At 71.9% G+C, this 17,065-nt stretch carries 15 protein-coding genes; 10 read left to right on the top strand and 5 right to left on the bottom strand.

The window, feature by feature from the left end; all coding sequences use genetic code 11:
- Positions 1-33 precede the first annotated feature (33 nt).
- From MRQ36_RS20845 to rny, 7 genes are all read left to right on the top strand, one after another.
- Positions 34-738: a UdgX family uracil-DNA binding protein gene (locus MRQ36_RS20845; RefSeq protein ID WP_242797881.1), complete on the top strand. Its 705-nt coding sequence runs from the start codon at positions 34-36 to the stop codon at positions 736-738.
- Between the two features lie 53 nt (positions 739-791).
- Positions 792-1,934 (top strand): acyl-CoA dehydrogenase family protein, encoded by a 1,143-nt coding sequence (locus tag MRQ36_RS20850; RefSeq protein ID WP_242797882.1) that lies wholly within the window; start codon positions 792-794, stop codon positions 1,932-1,934.
- 66 nt (positions 1,935-2,000) lie between these two features.
- The gene (locus MRQ36_RS20855) at positions 2,001-3,299 is read left to right on the top strand and encodes an MFS transporter (RefSeq protein WP_242797883.1); all 1,299 of its coding nucleotides are present in this window, start codon (positions 2,001-2,003) and stop codon (positions 3,297-3,299) included.
- Between the two features lie 4 nt (positions 3,300-3,303).
- Entirely contained in the window at positions 3,304-3,504 is a 201-nt protein-coding gene (locus tag MRQ36_RS20860) for a DUF3046 domain-containing protein (RefSeq protein ID WP_242797884.1), read from the top strand.
- A 185-nt stretch (positions 3,505-3,689) separates the two neighbouring features.
- The gene (recA, locus tag MRQ36_RS20865) at positions 3,690-4,736 is read left to right on the top strand and encodes a recombinase RecA (protein WP_242797885.1); all 1,047 of its coding nucleotides are present in this window, start codon (positions 3,690-3,692) and stop codon (positions 4,734-4,736) included.
- 16 nt (positions 4,737-4,752) lie between these two features.
- Complete coding sequence (locus MRQ36_RS20870) at positions 4,753-5,439, top strand: regulatory protein RecX (protein ID WP_242797886.1); 687 nt, start codon at positions 4,753-4,755, stop codon at positions 5,437-5,439.
- Positions 5,440-6,247: 808 nt separating this feature from the next.
- The gene (gene rny, locus MRQ36_RS20875; RefSeq protein WP_242797887.1) at positions 6,248-8,014 is read left to right on the top strand and encodes a ribonuclease Y; all 1,767 of its coding nucleotides are present in this window, start codon (positions 6,248-6,250) and stop codon (positions 8,012-8,014) included.
- A gap of 76 nt (positions 8,015-8,090) precedes the next feature.
- Here rny and MRQ36_RS20880 read toward each other — a convergent pair whose 3' ends face one another.
- From MRQ36_RS20880 to MRQ36_RS20895, 4 genes are all read right to left on the bottom strand, one after another.
- A complete protein-coding gene (locus MRQ36_RS20880) occupies positions 8,091-8,975 on the bottom strand; it encodes an amino acid ABC transporter permease (RefSeq protein ID WP_242797890.1) in 885 nt (294 codons plus the stop codon).
- The gene (locus tag MRQ36_RS20885; RefSeq protein ID WP_242797892.1) at positions 8,975-9,649 is read right to left on the bottom strand and encodes an amino acid ABC transporter permease; all 675 of its coding nucleotides are present in this window, start codon (positions 9,647-9,649) and stop codon (positions 8,975-8,977) included. The genes MRQ36_RS20880 and MRQ36_RS20885 overlap by 1 nt, the downstream gene beginning before the upstream one ends.
- Positions 9,650-9,727: 78 nt before the next feature.
- Positions 9,728-10,594, bottom strand: coding sequence for a glutamate ABC transporter substrate-binding protein (locus tag MRQ36_RS20890; protein ID WP_242797894.1), 867 nt, complete (start codon positions 10,592-10,594; stop codon positions 9,728-9,730).
- A gap of 57 nt (positions 10,595-10,651) precedes the next feature.
- Positions 10,652-11,422: an amino acid ABC transporter ATP-binding protein gene (locus MRQ36_RS20895; protein WP_242797896.1), complete on the bottom strand. Its 771-nt coding sequence runs from the start codon at positions 11,420-11,422 to the stop codon at positions 10,652-10,654.
- A gap of 187 nt (positions 11,423-11,609) precedes the next feature.
- Between MRQ36_RS20895 and selD the strand changes: the two genes are divergently transcribed.
- From selD to miaB, 3 genes are all read left to right on the top strand, one after another.
- Entirely contained in the window at positions 11,610-12,599 is a 990-nt protein-coding gene (selD, locus tag MRQ36_RS20900; RefSeq protein ID WP_242797898.1) for a selenide, water dikinase SelD, read from the top strand.
- 248 nt (positions 12,600-12,847) lie between these two features.
- Positions 12,848-13,327: a hypothetical protein gene (locus MRQ36_RS20905; RefSeq protein ID WP_242797900.1), complete on the top strand. Its 480-nt coding sequence runs from the start codon at positions 12,848-12,850 to the stop codon at positions 13,325-13,327.
- A 149-nt stretch (positions 13,328-13,476) separates the two neighbouring features.
- On the top strand, positions 13,477-14,976 hold the full coding sequence (gene miaB, locus MRQ36_RS20910; protein ID WP_242797902.1) for a tRNA (N6-isopentenyl adenosine(37)-C2)-methylthiotransferase MiaB: 1,500 nt from the start codon (positions 13,477-13,479) through the stop codon (positions 14,974-14,976).
- A gap of 48 nt (positions 14,977-15,024) precedes the next feature.
- Here the strand turns inward: miaB and MRQ36_RS20915 are convergent, their stop codons facing one another.
- On the bottom strand, positions 15,025-16,671 hold the full coding sequence (locus MRQ36_RS20915; protein ID WP_242797905.1) for a cellulase family glycosylhydrolase: 1,647 nt from the start codon (positions 16,669-16,671) through the stop codon (positions 15,025-15,027).
- Positions 16,672-17,065: the final 394 nt, after the last annotated feature.

Below are 17,065 nucleotides of genomic sequence, written 5' to 3' on the forward strand. Positions count from 1 at the left end.
GTGGGCGTCGCCGCGCGGGGTAGAACGGTCGGCATGGCCGAGCAGAGCGAGGGCGCCCCCGGCGCCCAGGAGTTCATCCCGCCGCAGGCGGACACCATCGACCAGTTGCGGGCCGCGGCGGCCGGCTGCCAGGGCTGCGAGCTCTATCGGGACGCCTCGCAGACCGTCTTCGGCCGGGGCGACGAGAGCGCCCGGGTGGTCCTCGTCGGCGAGCAGCCCGGCGACATGGAGGACCAGAAGGGACTGCCCTTCGTCGGCCCCGCCGGCCGGCTGCTCCGCAAGGCGGTGGACGACGCCGGCCTCGACCCCGGTCACATCTATCTGACCAACGCGGTGAAGCACTTCCGCTTCGAGCTGCGCGGCAAGCGGCGCATCCACCAGACCCCCGACCGGGTGCACATCACCGCGTGCCGCCCCTGGCTGGTCGCCGAGTTCGCCCGGCTGCACCCCGAGATCGTGGTGGTGCTCGGCGCCACCGCCGCCAAGGCGCTGCTCGGCCCGACCTTCCGGGTGACGAAGCAGCGCGGCGAGCTGCTGCCCTGGCCCGCCGCCGCGCAGCACCCGGAGGACTTCGTCCGGGTGCCGGTGGACAACACCGGCAAGGTCGCCGACGCCCCGGCGGCCCGGCTGCTGGCCACCATCCACCCGTCGGCGGTGCTCCGCGCCGACAACCAGGACGTCGCGTACGAGGGACTGGTCAAGGACCTCACCGTCGCCGCCCGCGCTCTCGCCTCCTGACCCGTCCCGCTCGGCTCTGGGCAGGGCGGGTGAGCGGTGCCACACTGGCCGGCATGGAGCAGCATCTCTACGAGCCCGTCCACGAAGAGTTCCGCGACCTGTGCCGGGAGTTCCTGGCCCGGGAGGCCGTCCCGCACCACGAGCGCTGGGAGGCCGACGGGATCGTCGACCGCGAGGTGTGGCGCAAGGCGGGCGCGGCGGGACTGCTCGGCATGGACGTCGACGGCGAGTACGGCGGCGGCGGGCAGCCGGACTTCCGGTTCAACGCGGTGCTGGACGAGGAGATCGTCGCGTCCGGCTGCTCCGGCCTCGGCTTCGGCCTGCACAACGACGTGGTCGCCCCGTACCTCACCGAGTTGACCACGGACGACCAGCGCAAGCGCTGGCTGCCGGGCTTCTGCTCCGGCGACCTGGTGACCGCGATCGCGATGAGCGAGCCGGGCGCGGGCAGCGACCTGGCCGGCATCCGCACGAGCGCGGTCCGCGACGGCGACTCGTTCGTGCTCAACGGGCAGAAGACGTTCATCACCAACGGGGAGATGGCCGACCTGGTGGTGGTGGTCGTACGGACCGCGCCGGACCAGGGGGCGCACGGGGTGAGCCTGGTCGCGGTGGAGACCGGCACCCCCGGCTTCACCCGGGGGCGGCGGCTGGCCAAGGTGGGCCTGAAGGCCAACGACACCGCGGAGCTCTTCTTCGACGACTGCCGGGTGCCGGCGGAGAACCTGATCGGCACCGAGAACCACGGCTTCTACCACCTGATGGGCAACCTGCCCCGGGAGCGGCTGAGCATCGCGGTGGCCGCCGTGGCGGCGTGCGAGAAGCTGCTCGCGCTCACCCTCGACCACGCCCGGTCGCGGGAGGCGTTCGGCCGGCCGATCGGGGCGTTCCAGCACAACCGGTTCCTCCTGGCGGAGCTGGACACCGAGGTCACCATCGCCCGGACCTTCGTCAACCACTGCGTGGCGGAGTTCAACGCCGGCCGGTTGTCGGTGACCGACGCGGCGAAGGCGAAGTGGTGGACCACCGAGCTGCAGAACAAGGTGGCCGACCGCTGCCTGCAGCTGCACGGCGGCTACGGCTTCATGCTGGAGTACCCGGTGGCGAAGGCCTGGCTGGACGGGCGGGTGCAGACCATCTACGGCGGCACCACCGAGATCATGAAGGAGATCATCGGCCGGGGCCTCGGCCTGTAGCGAAACCGGGTGCCGGCGGTCCGGTCGGGTGCGGGAGGATGGGTCACCCCTTACCGAGGAGCTCCGATGGCCACCGACCTCACCGCGCCGGCCCCGCCCCGGCCCGACGTCGCCCCGATCCAGCGCCGGACGGTGCGGCTGCTCTTCGCGACGCAGACCATCGGCGGCATCGGGGTGACCATCGGCATCTCGGTGGGCGCGCTGCTCGCCGCCCGGATCGCGGGCACCGCCGTGGCGGGGCTGGCGCAGAGCGCGGGAGTGGTCGGCGGGGCGCTGCTCGCGGTGCCGGTCACCCGGCTCATGATCGCCCGGGGGCGGCGGCCCGGTCTGGTGCTGGCGTACCTGGTCGGCGCGGTCGGTGGGGTGCTGGTGGTGCTCGCGGCGGCCCACCGGTCGGTGCCGCTGCTCTTCCTCGGCATGCTGCTCTTCGGCGGCGGCACGGCGGCCAACCTGCAGGCCCGCTACACCGCCGTGGACCTGGCCGAGCCGGCCCGGCGCGGGCGGCAGCTCTCGCTGATCGTCTGGGCCACCACGATCGGCGCGGTGGCCGCGCCGAACTTCGCCGCGCTCGCCGACCGGACCACCCGGGGTTGGGGGCTGCCCACCCTGGCCGGCCCGTTCGCCTTCAGCGCGGTCGCGTTCAGCACGGCCGCGGTCGTACTCTTCGCCCTGCTGCGGCCCGACCCGCTGCTCACCGCCCGCCGGCTGGCGGCGGCCGGGCCGGTCGCCGCGCCGGCCGGGACTGCCCGGCGCGCCGCCGGGATGCGCGCGGCCTGGCAGGTGGTACGCGCCCGGCCGGCGGCCTGCCTCGGCATCGCCGCGGTGGCGATGGGCCACCTGGTGATGGTGGCGGTGATGTCGATGACCCCGGTACGCCTCGGCGAGTCGCACTCCGACGCGGACGTGCTGCGGGTGGTCGGCCTGGTGCTGAGCCTGCACATCGCCGGCATGTACGCGCTCTCCCCGGTGGTCGGGTGGCTCACCGACCGGCTGGGCCGGCGCGCGGTGATCCTGGGCGGCCTGGCGCTGCTGCTGGCCGCCTGCGCGGTCGCCGGTACCGCGGGGCACCACACGCCGCTGCTCTCGGTCGGCCTGGTCCTGCTGGGGCTGGGCTGGTCGGGGACCATGGTGGCCGGCTCGACGCTGCTGTCCGAGTCGGTCCCCACCGCCGAGCGGCCCGGCGTGCAGGGCCTCTCCGACCTGGTCATGGGTCTGGCCGGTGCCGGTGCGGGCGCGTTGGCCGGGGTGGTGATGCAGCTCGCCGGCTATCCGACGCTGACTCTGCTCGCGGCGATCGCCACCGTGCCCCTGGTGGCGCTAGCGTTGCGTCCGGTGCCCGGACGGGGGCCCGACGAGGAGGACTGATCACGTGCGGCTGACCGACTTCTGGGCACGGCTGGAGGAGGCGTTCGGGCCGGGGTACGCGGCCAGCATCGCCAGCGACCAGGTGCTGTCCCAGCTCGGCGGGCGGACCGTCGAGCAGGCGCTGCGGGCGGGTGAGCAGACCCACGTCGTCTGGCGTGCGGTCTGCGCCGCCTACCCCGACCGGGTCCCGGCCCGGCTGCGCTGAGCAGCCCTTTCGCTGCTTCCGCGTGTCGGTTGCCGAGTCGTACACCTGTTCGGCTATTGTCCACAGCGGGGTGCTCGTCCACAGCTCACGGCCCGTCGGCTGGTTTTCTGTCGGACCCAGCGCCTAGCGTGTCCCGCGTGACGCGAAGCTCAGGAAAGACGCCGGCGAAGGCAGGGGTGGCAAACATGGCCGCAGGGCCCGACCGGGAGAAGGCACTCGACCTTGCTCTCGCTCAGATCGACAAGCAGTTCGGCAAGGGTTCGGTGATGCGGCTGGGGGAGCGTCCGGTCGTCCAGACCTCCGTCATCCCCACCGGCTCCATCGCCCTCGACGTGGCGCTCGGCGTGGGCGGTCTGCCCCGGGGCCGGGTCGTCGAGGTCTACGGTCCCGAGTCCAGCGGTAAGACCACGGTCGCCCTCCACGCGGTGGCCAACGCCCAGCGGGCCGGCGGCATCGCCGCCTTCGTCGACGCCGAGCACGCGCTCGACCCGGAGTACGCCAAGGCTCTCGGCGTCGACACCGACGCCCTGCTGGTCTCCCAGCCGGACACCGGCGAGCAGGCGCTGGAGATCGTCGACATGCTGGTCCGCTCCGGCGCGCTCGACATCATCGTGATCGACTCGGTCGCCGCGCTGGTGCCGCGCGCCGAGATCGAGGGCGAGATGGGCGACAGCCACGTGGGTCTCCAGGCCCGGCTGATGAGCCAGGCGCTGCGGAAGATCACCGGTGTGCTCAACAACACCGGCACCACGGCGATCTTCATCAACCAGCTCCGCGAGAAGATCGGCGTGATGTTCGGCAGCCCGGAGACCACCACCGGTGGTCGGGCCCTGAAGTTCTACGCCTCGGTCCGGCTCGACGTGCGTCGCATCGAGAGCCTCAAGGACGGCACCGACGTGGTCGGTAACCGCACCCGGGTCAAGGTCGTGAAGAACAAGGTCGCCGCGCCGTTCAAGCAGGCCGAGTTCGACATCATGTACGGCAAGGGCATCTCCCGCGAGGGCTCGCTGATCGACGTCGGTGTGGAGCAGGCGATCATCCGCAAGTCCGGTGCCTGGTACACGTACGACGGCGACCAGCTCGGCCAGGGCAAGGAGAAGGCCCGGGAGTTCCTCAAGGAGAATCCGGACGTGGCCGCCGAGATCGAGAAGAAGATCCTGGAGAAGCTCGGCGTCGGCACCGGCGCGGGCGACGCCGCCGGTGGCCCGGAGCTGCCGCCGGTCGACTTCTGACCGGTCCGGCTGATCAGTGGCAGGACGACGCGCCCGCACGGGGCGGGGCTGGGACGCCAGTCCGCCCCGGGCGGGTGACGACAACACCACCCCCCGCCCCCGTCGTGGGCGCCGGGGGCGGTCCGACGAGCCCGACGCGCAGGCGCCACCGGCACCGCCCCGGGACGAGGGCGAGCTGGCCCGGGAGATCTGCCTGCGGCAGCTCGCGGTCCGGCCGCGTACCCGGGCCGAACTGGCCGGCGCGCTCGCCAAGCGGGGCATCTCCGACGAGGTCTCGGCCGAGGTGCTCGACCGCTACGACGAGGTCGGCATCATCGACGACGCCGCCTTCGCCCGCGCCTGGGTCGCCAGCCGGCACTCCGGCCGTGGGCTGGCCCGGCGGGCGCTCGCCAACGAGCTGCGCCAGCGCGGCGTGGACGGCGAGGTGGCCAGCGAGGCCCTCGACGAGTTGGACGAGGAGACCGAGGCGGAGACCGCCCGCGCCCTGGTGGAGCGGAAGCTGCGCTCGGCCCGGGGTGAACCCGACGCGGTGTTCCGCCGGCTGGTCGCCATGCTCGCCCGCAAGGGCTACCCGCCGGGCGTGGCGATCCGTGCGGTGAAGGACGTCCTGGCCGCGCAGAGCGCCGAGGCGGCCGAGTTCGCCGAGCAGATCGACGCCGACGCCCTCGCCGACGCCGAAACCGACCCCCACCCCCGCCCCTGACCCACCCCCTCCCGCGCCGCCCGCCCGCCTGCGGCGCTCCGCGCCGCCCCGCTCCCACAGTGATCGTCTGCAGGGGAGTGCATCGACACGCCGGTGAGAAGTGCGGTGGTGTGCAGAGGATCATGGCGGCGGTTCGGGCCGGCCCGCTCGAACGGGAGCGGGGGAGACGAGGGGCACGCCGGAGGGGACTGACCAGGTCGGGGAGTCGATCCGGTGACGGAGGTGCGGCCCCTTTGTCTACTGGTGTCCGGCATGCCATCACCTACGGGTGACGACTCAACTTCTCTCCGTCCGGGTGGTTTGATCATGAGTCCTTGACCGAACCGCCTCCGGCGACCTAGCCTCGCCATACAGGCTCACATTGCCCGACCAACGCAGGCTAAGCGCACAACATAGATCGCGTAACAGAACAGCATCACTTTGGCCAGCTGCACCGGCCCTTGACGGCAGCTCCGGACCGGCCGGTCCGGGGTCGGCCGACAACTGCACCCGGTCGTCGACGATGCCCGCAACGGCACCGTCGGTGAAAAGCTGTCCACGGCCACCGCTCCGGTCGGGCGACCAGAGCCGCAGGTGCCTGCCGCTCGGCGGTGCTCCTGCGGCGTCGACGTTCAGGGGAGGCGGCCATGGCGGGGCGGCACAGGTTCACCGGCGGTCTTCCACCCGCGGCCGGCCGGTCGTCGCCGCCCCGGTCCGCTGGCATGACCAGCCCCGTCGTCGGCAGCGCGAGCAGCCTCGCTGCGGCTGGCGCGAGCAGGCTCGCCCACCGCCTCGGGCTGCCGGTGCGTACCGCTGTCGGAGCGGCGGCATGAACGCCTTCGACGTGCTGATCCTCGTGGTGGTGCTGATCCTGGCCGTGGTGGTGGTCGGCGCCGTCCTGGTGGGCGTCCGGACGCTGCGCCGGATCAGCGTCGCGCCGGCCCCCGAGGATCCAGCCTTCATCGCCGAGAAGGACCGGCAGGAGCAGTCCCTGGCCGCCCTGCGCAGTGCGGCCGACGAGGCGAACAGCACCATCGACGTGGCGAAGTCGGCCGCCGCGGCGGCGCGTACCGAGGCGGCTGCCGCCAAGGCGGAGGCGAAGGCGGCCCGGGCGGAGGCCCGGCGGGTCCTCGACGACGCGCGCGCCGAGGCCGACACCATCCTGGAACGGGCCCACAAGCAGGCCGAGGCCGACGCCGAGCAGCTGCGTACCACCGCCCGGCGCAGCGGCGAGCGGGAGGTGGCCGTGCTGGCGGCGACGACCCGCGAGCAGGCCGCGGAGGTGGAGCGGCGGGCCGCCAGGATGGACGAGCGGGAGCGGCTGCACACCGAGGAGGTCGAGCGGTTCGCCGAGCGGGAACGGCAGCTCACCGCCGCCCGCGCCGCGCTGGCCGCCCGGGAGAGTGCCCTCGCCCAGCGGGAGCGGGAGCTGTCCGAGGCCGAGGAGCAGCGCCGGCGCGAGCTGGAGCGGGTGGCCGGGCTGACCGCCGAGGCGGCCCGGTCCGAGCTGATCGAGGCGATCGAGGGCCAGGCCAAGCGGGAGGCCGCGCTGCTGGTGCGGGACATCGAGTCCGACGCCCGCAGCACCGCCGAGCAGCGGGCCCGGCACATCGTGGTCGACGCCATCCAGCGGGTGGCCAGCGAGCAGACCGCGGAGAGCGTGGTCAGCGTCCTGCACCTGCCGGGCGACGAGATGAAGGGGCGGATCATCGGCCGGGAGGGGCGCAACATCCGCGCCTTCGAGTCGGTCACCGGGGTCAACCTGATCATCGACGACACGCCCGAGGCGGTGCTGCTGTCCTGCTTCGACCCGGTCCGCCGCGAGGTCGGCCGGCTCACCCTGGAGAAGCTGGTCCTCGACGGGCGGATCCACCCGCACCGGATCGAGGAGGTCTATGACCTGGCGCGGCACGAGGTGGACCAGCTGTGCCACCGGGCCGCCGAGGACGCACTGGTCGAGGTGGGCATCACCGAGATCCACCCCGAGCTGGTCACCCTGCTCGGTCGGCTGCGCTACCGGACGTCGTACGGGCAGAACGTGCTCAAGCACCTGGTGGAGACCGCGCACATCGCGGGCACCATGGCCGCCGAGCTGCGGCTGGACGTGGCAACGATCAAGCGGTGCGCGTTCCTGCACGACATCGGCAAGGCGCTCACCCACGAGGTGGAGGGGAGCCACGCCATCATCGGCGCCGACCTCGCCCGCAAGTACGGCGAGAGCGAGGACGTCGTGCACGCCATCGAGGCGCACCACAACGAGGTGCCGCCGCAGACCGTCGAGGCGGTCCTCACCCAGGCGTCCGACGCCTGTTCCGGCGGGCGGCCGGGGGCGCGGCGGGAGAGCCTCGAGGCGTACGTGAAGCGCCTGGAGCGGATCGAGGAGATCGCCGCCGGCAAGCTCGGGGTGGAGAAGGTCTTCGCCATGCAGGCGGGCCGCGAGATCCGGGTGATGGTCAAGCCGGACGACGTCGACGACATCGGCGCGGCGGTCCTGGCCCGGGACGTGGCCAAGCAGATCGAGGAGGAGCTGACCTATCCCGGTCAGATCCGGGTCACCGTGGTCCGCGAGTCCCGCGTCACCGAGATCGCCCGCTGAGCCCCACCCCCGCCACTACGCCGACATGGCGGTATCCCGGTGACCGGGGTACCGCCATGTCGCGTAACGGGGTGGGTCAGCCCTGCGGCTCGGCGACGGTGGACCCGCCGGCCGGGGTCGAGTCCGGGGCGGTCTGCCGGGGGATCCGGAACGCCCGCCGGCGGGTACGCCCGTCGAGCCAGTTCGCCAGGGCGGTGAGCAGCGAGTTCAGCAGGATGTAGATCAGCGCCACCACGATCGCGGCGGCCACCACGTTGCCGTAGTTCGCGGAGAGGTCGTTGACGCCGCGGGCGAGCAACTCGGGGAAGGCCACGATGTAGCCGAGCGCGGTGTCCTTGAGCAGTACGACGAGCTGGCTGACGATCACCGGGAGCATCGCCCGGGCGGCCTGCGGCACCAGGATCAGCCGCATCACCTGGCTCTTGCGCATGCCCACCGCGTAGGCGGCCTCGGACTGGCCGCGCGGGATCGACCGGATGCCGGCGCGGAACGCCTCGGCCAGCACCGACCCGTTGTAGAGGGTCAGGCCGGCGACCACGGCGGTGAACGCGGTCACCGGTCCCTGGATGAGGAACGGCACGCCGTAGAAGATGAAGAAGATCATCAGCAGGAGCGGCACGGCCCGGAAGAACTCCACCACCACGCCGGCCGGTACCCGGATCCACCAGTGGTCGGAGAGCCGTCCGACGGCGAAGACGATGCCGAAGGCGAGCGACAGCACCATGCCGGTGCCCGCAGCCAACAGGGTCTGCCAGAGGGCGGGCAGGATGAACTCGGTCCAGGTGGTGACGCGGGTGAAGGGCTCCCAGAGCCGGCCCTCCCACTGGCCGGCCTGGTCGAACTTGGTGTAGACCCACCACAGCAGCGCGACCAGGCCGAGGCCGAAGAGGACGCTGAGCACCGCGTTGCGGACGCGGGCGCGCGGCCCCGGGTGGTCGTAGAGGACGTTGCTGGTGCTCATCAGCGCTTCACCGCCAGACGGTTGGCCAGCCAGCCGAAGAAGTAGCCGGTGGGGATGAGGATCGCGGCGAAGGTGCCGGCGAAGACCGCGAAGATCGGGATGACCGCGTCACCGTTGCTGTTGAGCAGGTCCTTCATCACGCTGGACGCCTCGATCAGCCCGATCGTGCCGACGATCGTGGCGTTCTTGCAGAGCGCGATGAGCACGCTGCCCAGCGGCGCCACCACGGCACGGCCGGCCTGCGGCAGGATCACGATGCGCAGGGTCTGGAAGAAGGTCAGTCCGATCGCCCGGGCCGCCTCGGCCTGGCCGGCGGGGACGGTGTTGACGCCGGAGCGGACCGCCTCGCAGACGAACGCGGCGGTGTACACGGACAGACCGATGACGCCGAGCCAGTAGTTGTTCCGGTCCAGGTCGTCGGAGAGTCGCAGCCCCAGCGTGGAGTAGAGGCCGAAGAAGCAGAAGAAGACGATCAGCGTCAGCGGGGTGTTACGGAAGATGTTCACCCAGGCGGCACCGAAGCCGCGCAGCACCGGCACCGGGGAGACCCGGAACGCGGCGAGTAGCACGCCGAGCACCAGCGCGAAAACCGCCGACGCACCGGTCAGCTTGAGGATCCAGAGAAAACCCGACACGTACGCGTCGAAGTTGGTCGGATCAGCGAATACGTGCATGCGTCGACTCCCGGGGCGCGTCGTCGGCGTCGTGACAGACCGGGGCCGGCACCCGGACGGGTGCCGGCCCCGGAACGGTCAGACGCTGCCGCAGTTGGTCAGCTTGGTGGTGTCCAGCTCGGGCGCGGCCTTGCCGCTCTTGCCCAGGGTGGTGTCCCAGGCGGTCTTGTAGGAGCCGTCCGACGCGGCGGCCTTGAGGATCTCGTTGACCTTCTCGCAGCCGGCCTTGTCGTCCTTCTTCAGGCCGATGCCGTACGGCTCGGTGGAGAAGGGCTTGCCGACCACCTTGAACTTGCCGGCGTACTGGGACTGCGCGGCGTAGCCGGCAAGGATGATGTCGTCGGTGGTGACCGCGTCGACCTGGCCGTTCTCCAGCAGCGGCAGGCACTTGGAGTACGAGTCGAACTGCTGGAGCTTGGCCTTCGGGTGCTCGGTCTGGATCCGCTTGGCGGGGGTGGAGCCGGTCACCGAGCAGACCGTCTTGCCGTCGAGCGCCTCCGGACCGGCCAGCGTGGAGTCCGCCTTGACCAGCAGGTCCTGGCCGGCGATGAAGTACGGACCGGCAAAGTTGATCTTCTGCTTGCGCTCGTCGTTGATCGTGTACGTCGCCACGACCAGGTCGACGGTGCCCTGCTGGATGAAGGGCTCACGGTTGGCGGAGACGGTCGTCTTCCACTCGATGTTGTTCGCGTCGACGCCCAGGCCCTTGGCCACGATCTTGGCGATCTCGACGTCGAAGCCCTCGTAGTTGCTGCCGGTCTGCAGACCCAGACCCGGCTGGTCGGCCTTGACGCCGATGACGAGCTTCTTCTGGCTCTGCGCCTTACCGACGATGCCCTTGCCGCCCCCGCTGCCGGAACCGCTGTCCCCGTCGCCCCCGCAGGCGCTCATGCCGAGGGCCAGGGTGGCCGCCGCGGCAACCGCCGCCACGCGCTTCATACGCATACTCTTCTCCTTCTTCGACGGAGTCCGTCGGGGGACGACGGTCTCCACTACGGACGACTAGTGCGTCAGGATCTTCGAGAGGAAGTCGCGGGCCCGCTCGCTGCGCGGGTTGGCGAAGAACTCCTCCGGCGCCGCGTCCTCGACGAGCTTCCCGTCGGCCATGAAGATGACCCGGTTGGCGGCGTGCCGGGCGAAGCCCATCTCGTGGGTGACCACGACCATGGTCATGCCCTCGCGGGCCAGTGAGGTCATCACGTCGAGCACCTCGCCGACCATCTCCGGGTCCAGCGCGCTGGTCGGCTCGTCGAAGAGCATCGCCTTGGGCTGCATGGCCAGCGCGCGGGCGATCGCGGCCCGCTGCTGCTGGCCGCCGGAGAGCTGCGCCGGGTACTTGTCGGCCTGGTTGGCGATGCCGACCCGGTCCAGCAGGGCCAGGCCGCGCTCGCGGGCGGCGGCCGGCTTCTCCTTGCGGACCTTGATCGGGCCGATGGTGACGTTCTCCAGGATGGTCTTGTGCGCGAAGAGGTTGAACGACTGGAAGACCATGCCGACCTCGCTGCGCAGCGCGGCGAGGCGCTTCCCCTCGGCCGGCAGCGGGGTGCCGTCGAAGGTGATCGTGCCGGAGTCGATCGGCTCCAGCCGGTTGATCGCCCGGCAGAGCGTCGACTTGCCGGAGCCGGACGGGCCGATCACCACGACCACCTCACCCCGGCCCACGGACAGCGAGACGTCCTGGAGCACGTGCAGCGGCCCGAAGTGCTTGTTCACCGAGTCCAGCACGATGAGCGGTTCGCCCGTCGTCACGTCGTACACCGTCCCTGTCGTCATCTGCGCCGGTGGGGAGCCGCCGTGACGGCCCCCGGTTCGGCAACTGTAGGCGGGGCCACGTGCCCGGACGCAACCGAGACGGTCACGGTGCGGTAACACCGGCGACGATCGTCGCCGGTAGTCCGGATTCGACAGCGTGCCGGCCGCCCGAGTGGCACTGACCACGTCCGCCGGAGATCATGAGGGGATGACGGACCCGGTTCGGCTGACCGATCACGCCCGCGGTGGCGGCTGCGCCTGCAAGATCCCGCCCGGGGAGCTCGAGGCGATGGTGGCCGGTCTGGGCCCCGCCACCGGCACCGCCGACCTGCTGGTCGGGCTGGACCACGGCGACGACGCCGCGGTGGTCCGGCTGGACGAGCGGACCGGGCTGGTCACCACCGCCGACTTCTTCACCCCGGTCGTCGACGACGCGTACGACTGGGGCCGGATCGCCGCGGCCAACGCGCTCTCCGACGTGTACGCGATGGGCGGCACCCCGCTGGTCGCGCTGAACCTGCTCTGCTGGCCGCGCGAGAAGCTGCCGCTGGAGCTGGCCCGGGAGGTGCTGCGCGGCGGCCAGGACGTGGCCCGGGAGGCCGGCTGCCACCTGGCCGGCGGGCACAGCGTCGACGACGACGGACCCAAGTACGGCCTGGCCGTCACCGGCATCGTCCGCCCCGAGGAGCTGATCACCCTGGACGCCGGCCGGGCCGGTCTGCCGCTCTCGCTGACCAAGCCGCTCGGCGTCGGGGTGCTGAACACCCGGCACAAGGCGACCGGGGAGCGGTTCGCCGAGGCGGTCGCCTCGATGGCCGCGCTGAACCGGGACGCCGCCCGGGCGGCGGTGGCGGCGGGCATCCGCTGCGGCACCGACGTCACCGGCTTCGGCCTGCTGGGGCACGCCTCGAAGCTGGCCCGGGCGAGCCGGCTCACGGTCGCGATCGACGCGGCCCGGGTGCCCTACCTGCCGGGCGCGCGGGAGGCGCTGCGGGACGGGTACGTCAGCGGCGGCACCCGCCGCAACCTGGAGTGGGTGACCCCGTGGACCGACTTCGGCGGCGTGGACGAGGCGGAGCGGCTGCTGCTGGCCGACGCGCAGACCTCCGGTGGGCTGCTGGTCGCCGGTGAGGTGCCCGGCGGGACGGTGATCGGCGAGCTGCTGCCCGCGAGCGACCGGCTGATCCGGGTCCGCTGACCCCCGCGATCCGTGCCGCTGCCCCCCAACGATCCGTGCCGCTGACCCCCGCGATCCGTGCCGCGGATTCGGCACCATACCCGATAAACTGTCATCTTCCCGCTACTCGGAGCAACGGCGCTCTGGGAAATTTTGCCCGGAATGGTCACAGACCGGTAACTTGCCCCCGGCTGAGGTCATATGCCCCCCACCATCGTGAGTAAGGCCCGATCCGGAGGCCGGTGGGACGAGCACAGCGAGGAGGCGGCATGACCGAGCTGTGGAACTGGAGAATCGACGGGGCGGCACCGGTGGAGGTGTACCCCGCGCTGGCCGAGGCGCTCGGCCGGGTGGTGATGCCCCTCGCCGTCGCCGATCCGGCCCGGCTGCCCACGTACGCGGTGATCTGCGACGTGTGGGAGACGCCGGGCGAGTTCGGCACGGTGGTCGACTGCTACGGGGTGCCCGAGCGGCTGCCCGAACTGCCCGGCATCGCGGCGCTGGCCCGGCTGCTGGACCGCAACTGCCTGATGCGGGACGACACCCTCGACGCCGGCCGGCACCTGCTGGTGGCCCCGGACGGCACGATCCGCCCGGTGCACTTCGACGTCACCGAGACCGACGACGGTGAGGTGCTCACCGGCCAGCGGCTGTGCAGCGTGGCGCAGCCCGGCTGCCGGGGCTGGTCGCAGTGCCACCGCTCGCGATGGGCGCCCGACTCGGTCCGGCCCGCGCTCGCTGCGGCCTGACCCGTCCGGGCCCGGCCGACCCGCTCCCGCCGGCCGGCCGCCCGGACCGACCCGCCGCGCGGACGGCTCGTCCGCCGTCCGCCGGCCGGGGTCGACCCGCTCATCCTCGTGCGGTCCGACCGGTCCGGCCCGGATACGCTGTGCACGTCATGACTACCGCAGCCGCGGGCAGCCCGCGCACCTACCAGGTGCGCACGTACGGCTGCCAGATGAACGTGCACGACTCCGAGCGCATCTCCGGCCTGCTCGAACAGGCCGGTTACGTGCGCGCCGCCGAGGTCGACGAGAACCCCGACGTGGTGGTGTTCAACACCTGCGCCGTCCGGGAGAACGCCGACAACCGGCTCTACGGCAACCTGGGTCACCTGCGTCCCGTCAAGGACAAGCACCCCGGGATGCAGATCGCGGTCGGCGGCTGCCTGGCCCAGAAGGACCGCGGCGACATCGTCCGCAAGGCCCCCTGGGTGGACGTGGTCTTCGGCACCCACAACATCGGCTCGCTGCCGGTGCTGCTGGAACGGGCCCGGCACAACACCGCCGCCGAGGTGGAGATCCTCGAATCCCTCGACGTCTTCCCCTCCACGCTGCCCACCCGCCGCGAGTCCACCTACGCCGGCTGGGTGTCGATCTCCGTCGGCTGCAACAACACCTGCACGTTCTGCATCGTGCCGTCGCTGCGCGGCAAGGAGAAGGACCGCCGCCCCGGCGACATCCTCTCCGAGGTGCGCGCCCTGGTCGACGAGGGCGTGCTGGAGGTGACCCTGCTCGGGCAGAACGTCAACTCCTACGGCGTCGAGTTCGGTGACCGGTACGCCTTCGGCAAGCTGTTGCGCGCCTGCGGCGACATCGACGGGCTGGAGCGGGTCCGGTTCACCAGCCCGCACCCGAAGGACTTCACCGACGACGTGATCGCGGCGATGGCCGAGACGCCGAACGTCTGCCACTCGTTGCACATGCCGTTGCAGTCCGGCTCGGACGACGTGCTGAAGGCGATGCGCCGGTCGTACCGGTCGGAGAAGTATCTGGGGATCATCGAGAAGGTGCGGGCGGCGATGCCCGACGCGGCGATCACCACCGACATCATCGTCGGCTTCCCCGGCGAGACCGACGCCGACTTCGAGAAGACCCTCGACGTGGTCCGGGCGGCCCGCTTCTCGTCGGCGTTCACCTTCCAGTACTCCAAGCGCCCCGGCACGCCCGCCGCCACCATGGACGGCCAGCTGCCCAAGCAGGTCGTGCAGGAACGCTACGAGCGGCTGATCGCCTGCGTCGAGGAGATCACCTGGGCGGAGAACAGGAAGCTGGTGGGGGAGACCGTCGAGGTGCTGGTCGCCGTCGGCGAGGGCCGCAAGGACGAGCGCACCGGCCGGATGTCCGGCCGCGCCCGCGACGGCCGCCTCGTCCACTTCGACGCGGGTTCCCTGGCGGGGACGATCCGCCCCGGCGACATCGTGCACACCGTCGTCACCTACGCCGCCCCGCACCACCTCAACGCCGACGGCGAGCCGCTGTCGCACCGGCGTACCCGGGCCGGCGACGCGGCCGAGGCGGGACGCTCCCCGCGTACCCCCGGGGTGTTGCTCGGGTTGCCGACGGTCGGTGCGCCGGCCGCGGCACCCGCGCCGACCACCGGCTGCGCCGCGCACTGACCGGCCGGCGACGGCCGGGACCCCGTGGGGCCCCGGCCGTCGTCGTGCTCAGCAGGAGGTGCCGTTGAGCTTCACCGTGGCGGGTGCCGAGGCGGCGCCGTTGGCGGTGAAGCCGATGGTCACCGAGGCGCCCGCGGCCAGGGACTTCGCCCAGTCGGGAGCGGCGGCGGTGACCGTGCTGCCGGACTGCGTCACGGTGGCGTTCCAGCCACTGGCCAGGGTCACCCCGGACGGCCAGGCCCAGGTCACCGACCACGGGTTGACCGCGCCGGTGCCGGTGTTCTTCACGGTCAGCTCGCCCTGGAAGCCACCGGCCCAGGCGTTGACCTGCTTGTAGCTGGCGGTGCAGGCGCCGGACGGAACCGGCGGGGTCGGCGTCGGCGAGGACGAGCCGGTCGGCGTCGGGGTCGGCGTCGGCGAGCCGGTCGGGCCGGTCGTCGGCGACGGGTTGGTGCCGCCACCGACCGGCGGGATCAGGTACGGCGAGATGATGTCCTGCTTCGCCTGGTTGATCGTGGTCCAGTCGTCGTTGGCGATGCCACCGGTGTCACCCGAGTTCGGGTTCCACGACCAGTAGGTGAAGGACATCCCGTTCACCCCGCTGCCGGTGTACGCCAGCAGGTTCTGCAGCCAGACCTTGTCCTTCGGGTCCTGGAGCGTGGTGCCGAACTCGCCCATCATGATCGGCGCGATGTTCTGCTTGTAGAGGTAGCCCCAGTACCTGTCCCAGATCGCCGGCATGTTCGCCGGGTAGGTCGGGTCGTCGAACCAGGCCTGGTGGTAGACCGAGGTGGCGTACTCGTGCGGGGAGTAGACCAGCCGGTTCGCCACGTTCAGCCGGACCGGGAACTGGCCCGCCTTCGACAGGTTGCCGCCCCACCAGCCGCAGTCCTCGTCGTTGCTGGTGTCGCCGTCCCAGACGTTCGACAGGCCGCCGCTGGGGCAGCTCACCCCCTCCACGAAGATCAGCCAGTTCGGCTGCACCCCGAGGATCGCGTTGCCGGCCCGCTCGGCGGCGAGCCGCCAGTCCCGGGCGGTGTCGCCGCAGCCCCAGCAGGCGCCGGTGGCGGCCGGGTTGGTGCCCTCGGCGTGCGGCTCGTTGTGCAGGTCCGCGCCGATCACCGTCGGATTGTTCGCGTACCGCTGTGCCATCATCTTCCAGTCGGCGATCCAGGTCGCCTCGGAGACCGTCGAGGTGTACCAGAGCGGCGACTGCCCGGCCGAGGTGGGCCGGTGCCGGTCCAGGATGATCCGCATCCCCTTGCTGCCGGCGTAGTCGACGACCTTGTCGAGGATCTGCAGCGGGGAGAGCCCGACCAGGTCCGGGTTGACGAAGTCGTTGATCCCGCTGGCCGTCGCGCCCGGCTTCACCGCGTCGTCCGACCACGGGACGCGCAGCGTGTTGTAGCCCAGCCGGGCCATCGTGTCGAGCTGGCCGCGCCACGGGTTGCTCGACCACAGACCGTGGAAGGTCTTGTTGTCGGTCTCCATGCCGAACCAGTTGATCCCGGTGAGCCGGACGGTGGCCCCGGTGCTGTCGACGATCTTGTTGCCGTTGGTGTGCAGGTAGCCGGTGCCGGTGCCGCCGACAGCGGCGGCGGCCGGGGTGGTGCTGACGGCCGCGGCGACGAGGACGCCGGCCGCGGCGGTGGCGAGCGCGGTGAACGCGCCGCCGAGGGCGGTGGGTCGGTGCATGCGAGCTCCACTTCGGATGCCCGCGCCGCGCAGGCGCCGCGGGCGGTGAGACCAGGGGGAGACGGCCCGCTCGTCATCGAGTACGCGGACAGCGCGCACCGGGCCGTGTCACGTGGACGGCCACTCGCGGCGATCACCGGCGCGTCCCGCGGCGGCACTGCGCGCCGCCGGTGCCCTCGCGTCGGTGGGTGAACCTGGCTCTGCCGCCATTCTGATCAGCCCACCCCCGCCCGTCAACAGACCCCCGCGAACCTCCCCGGGACCGCGCTTTCCCACCCCCCACCCCACCGCCCCCACCCTGGTTCCCACTGATTCACGGAAAGAGTGGTCACCGAACGATGGATAGCCACTCTTTCCGTGAATCAGCGGCTCGGGGGTGGGGTGGGGCGGGATG

Source organism: Micromonospora sp. R77 (assembly GCF_022747945.1).
In the GTDB taxonomy this organism is placed as follows: Bacteria; Actinomycetota; Actinomycetes; order Mycobacteriales; family Micromonosporaceae; genus Micromonospora.

Coding starts and splice junctions, on each gene's coding strand:
- MRQ36_RS20905 (WP_242797900.1), top strand. CDS start 12,848: ATGACCGAGCTGTGGAACTGGAGAATCGACGGGGCGGCACCGGTGGAG.
- MRQ36_RS20845 (WP_242797881.1), top strand. CDS start 34: ATGGCCGAGCAGAGCGAGGGCGCCCCCGGCGCCCAGGAGTTCATCCCG.
- MRQ36_RS20855 (WP_242797883.1), top strand. CDS start 2,001: ATGGCCACCGACCTCACCGCGCCGGCCCCGCCCCGGCCCGACGTCGCC.
- recA (WP_242797885.1), top strand. CDS start 3,690: ATGGCCGCAGGGCCCGACCGGGAGAAGGCACTCGACCTTGCTCTCGCT.
- MRQ36_RS20885 (WP_242797892.1), bottom strand. CDS start 9,649: ATGCACGTATTCGCTGATCCGACCAACTTCGACGCGTACGTGTCGGGT.
- miaB (WP_242797902.1), top strand. CDS start 13,477: ATGACTACCGCAGCCGCGGGCAGCCCGCGCACCTACCAGGTGCGCACG.
- MRQ36_RS20915 (WP_242797905.1), bottom strand. CDS start 16,671: ATGCACCGACCCACCGCCCTCGGCGGCGCGTTCACCGCGCTCGCCACC.
- MRQ36_RS20850 (WP_242797882.1), top strand. CDS start 792: ATGGAGCAGCATCTCTACGAGCCCGTCCACGAAGAGTTCCGCGACCTG.
- MRQ36_RS20890 (WP_242797894.1), bottom strand. CDS start 10,594: ATGCGTATGAAGCGCGTGGCGGCGGTTGCCGCGGCGGCCACCCTGGCC.
- MRQ36_RS20895 (WP_242797896.1), bottom strand. CDS start 11,422: ATGACGACAGGGACGGTGTACGACGTGACGACGGGCGAACCGCTCATC.
- MRQ36_RS20880 (WP_242797890.1), bottom strand. CDS start 8,975: ATGAGCACCAGCAACGTCCTCTACGACCACCCGGGGCCGCGCGCCCGC.
- selD (WP_242797898.1), top strand. CDS start 11,610: ATGACGGACCCGGTTCGGCTGACCGATCACGCCCGCGGTGGCGGCTGC.
- rny (WP_242797887.1), top strand. CDS start 6,248: ATGAACGCCTTCGACGTGCTGATCCTCGTGGTGGTGCTGATCCTGGCC.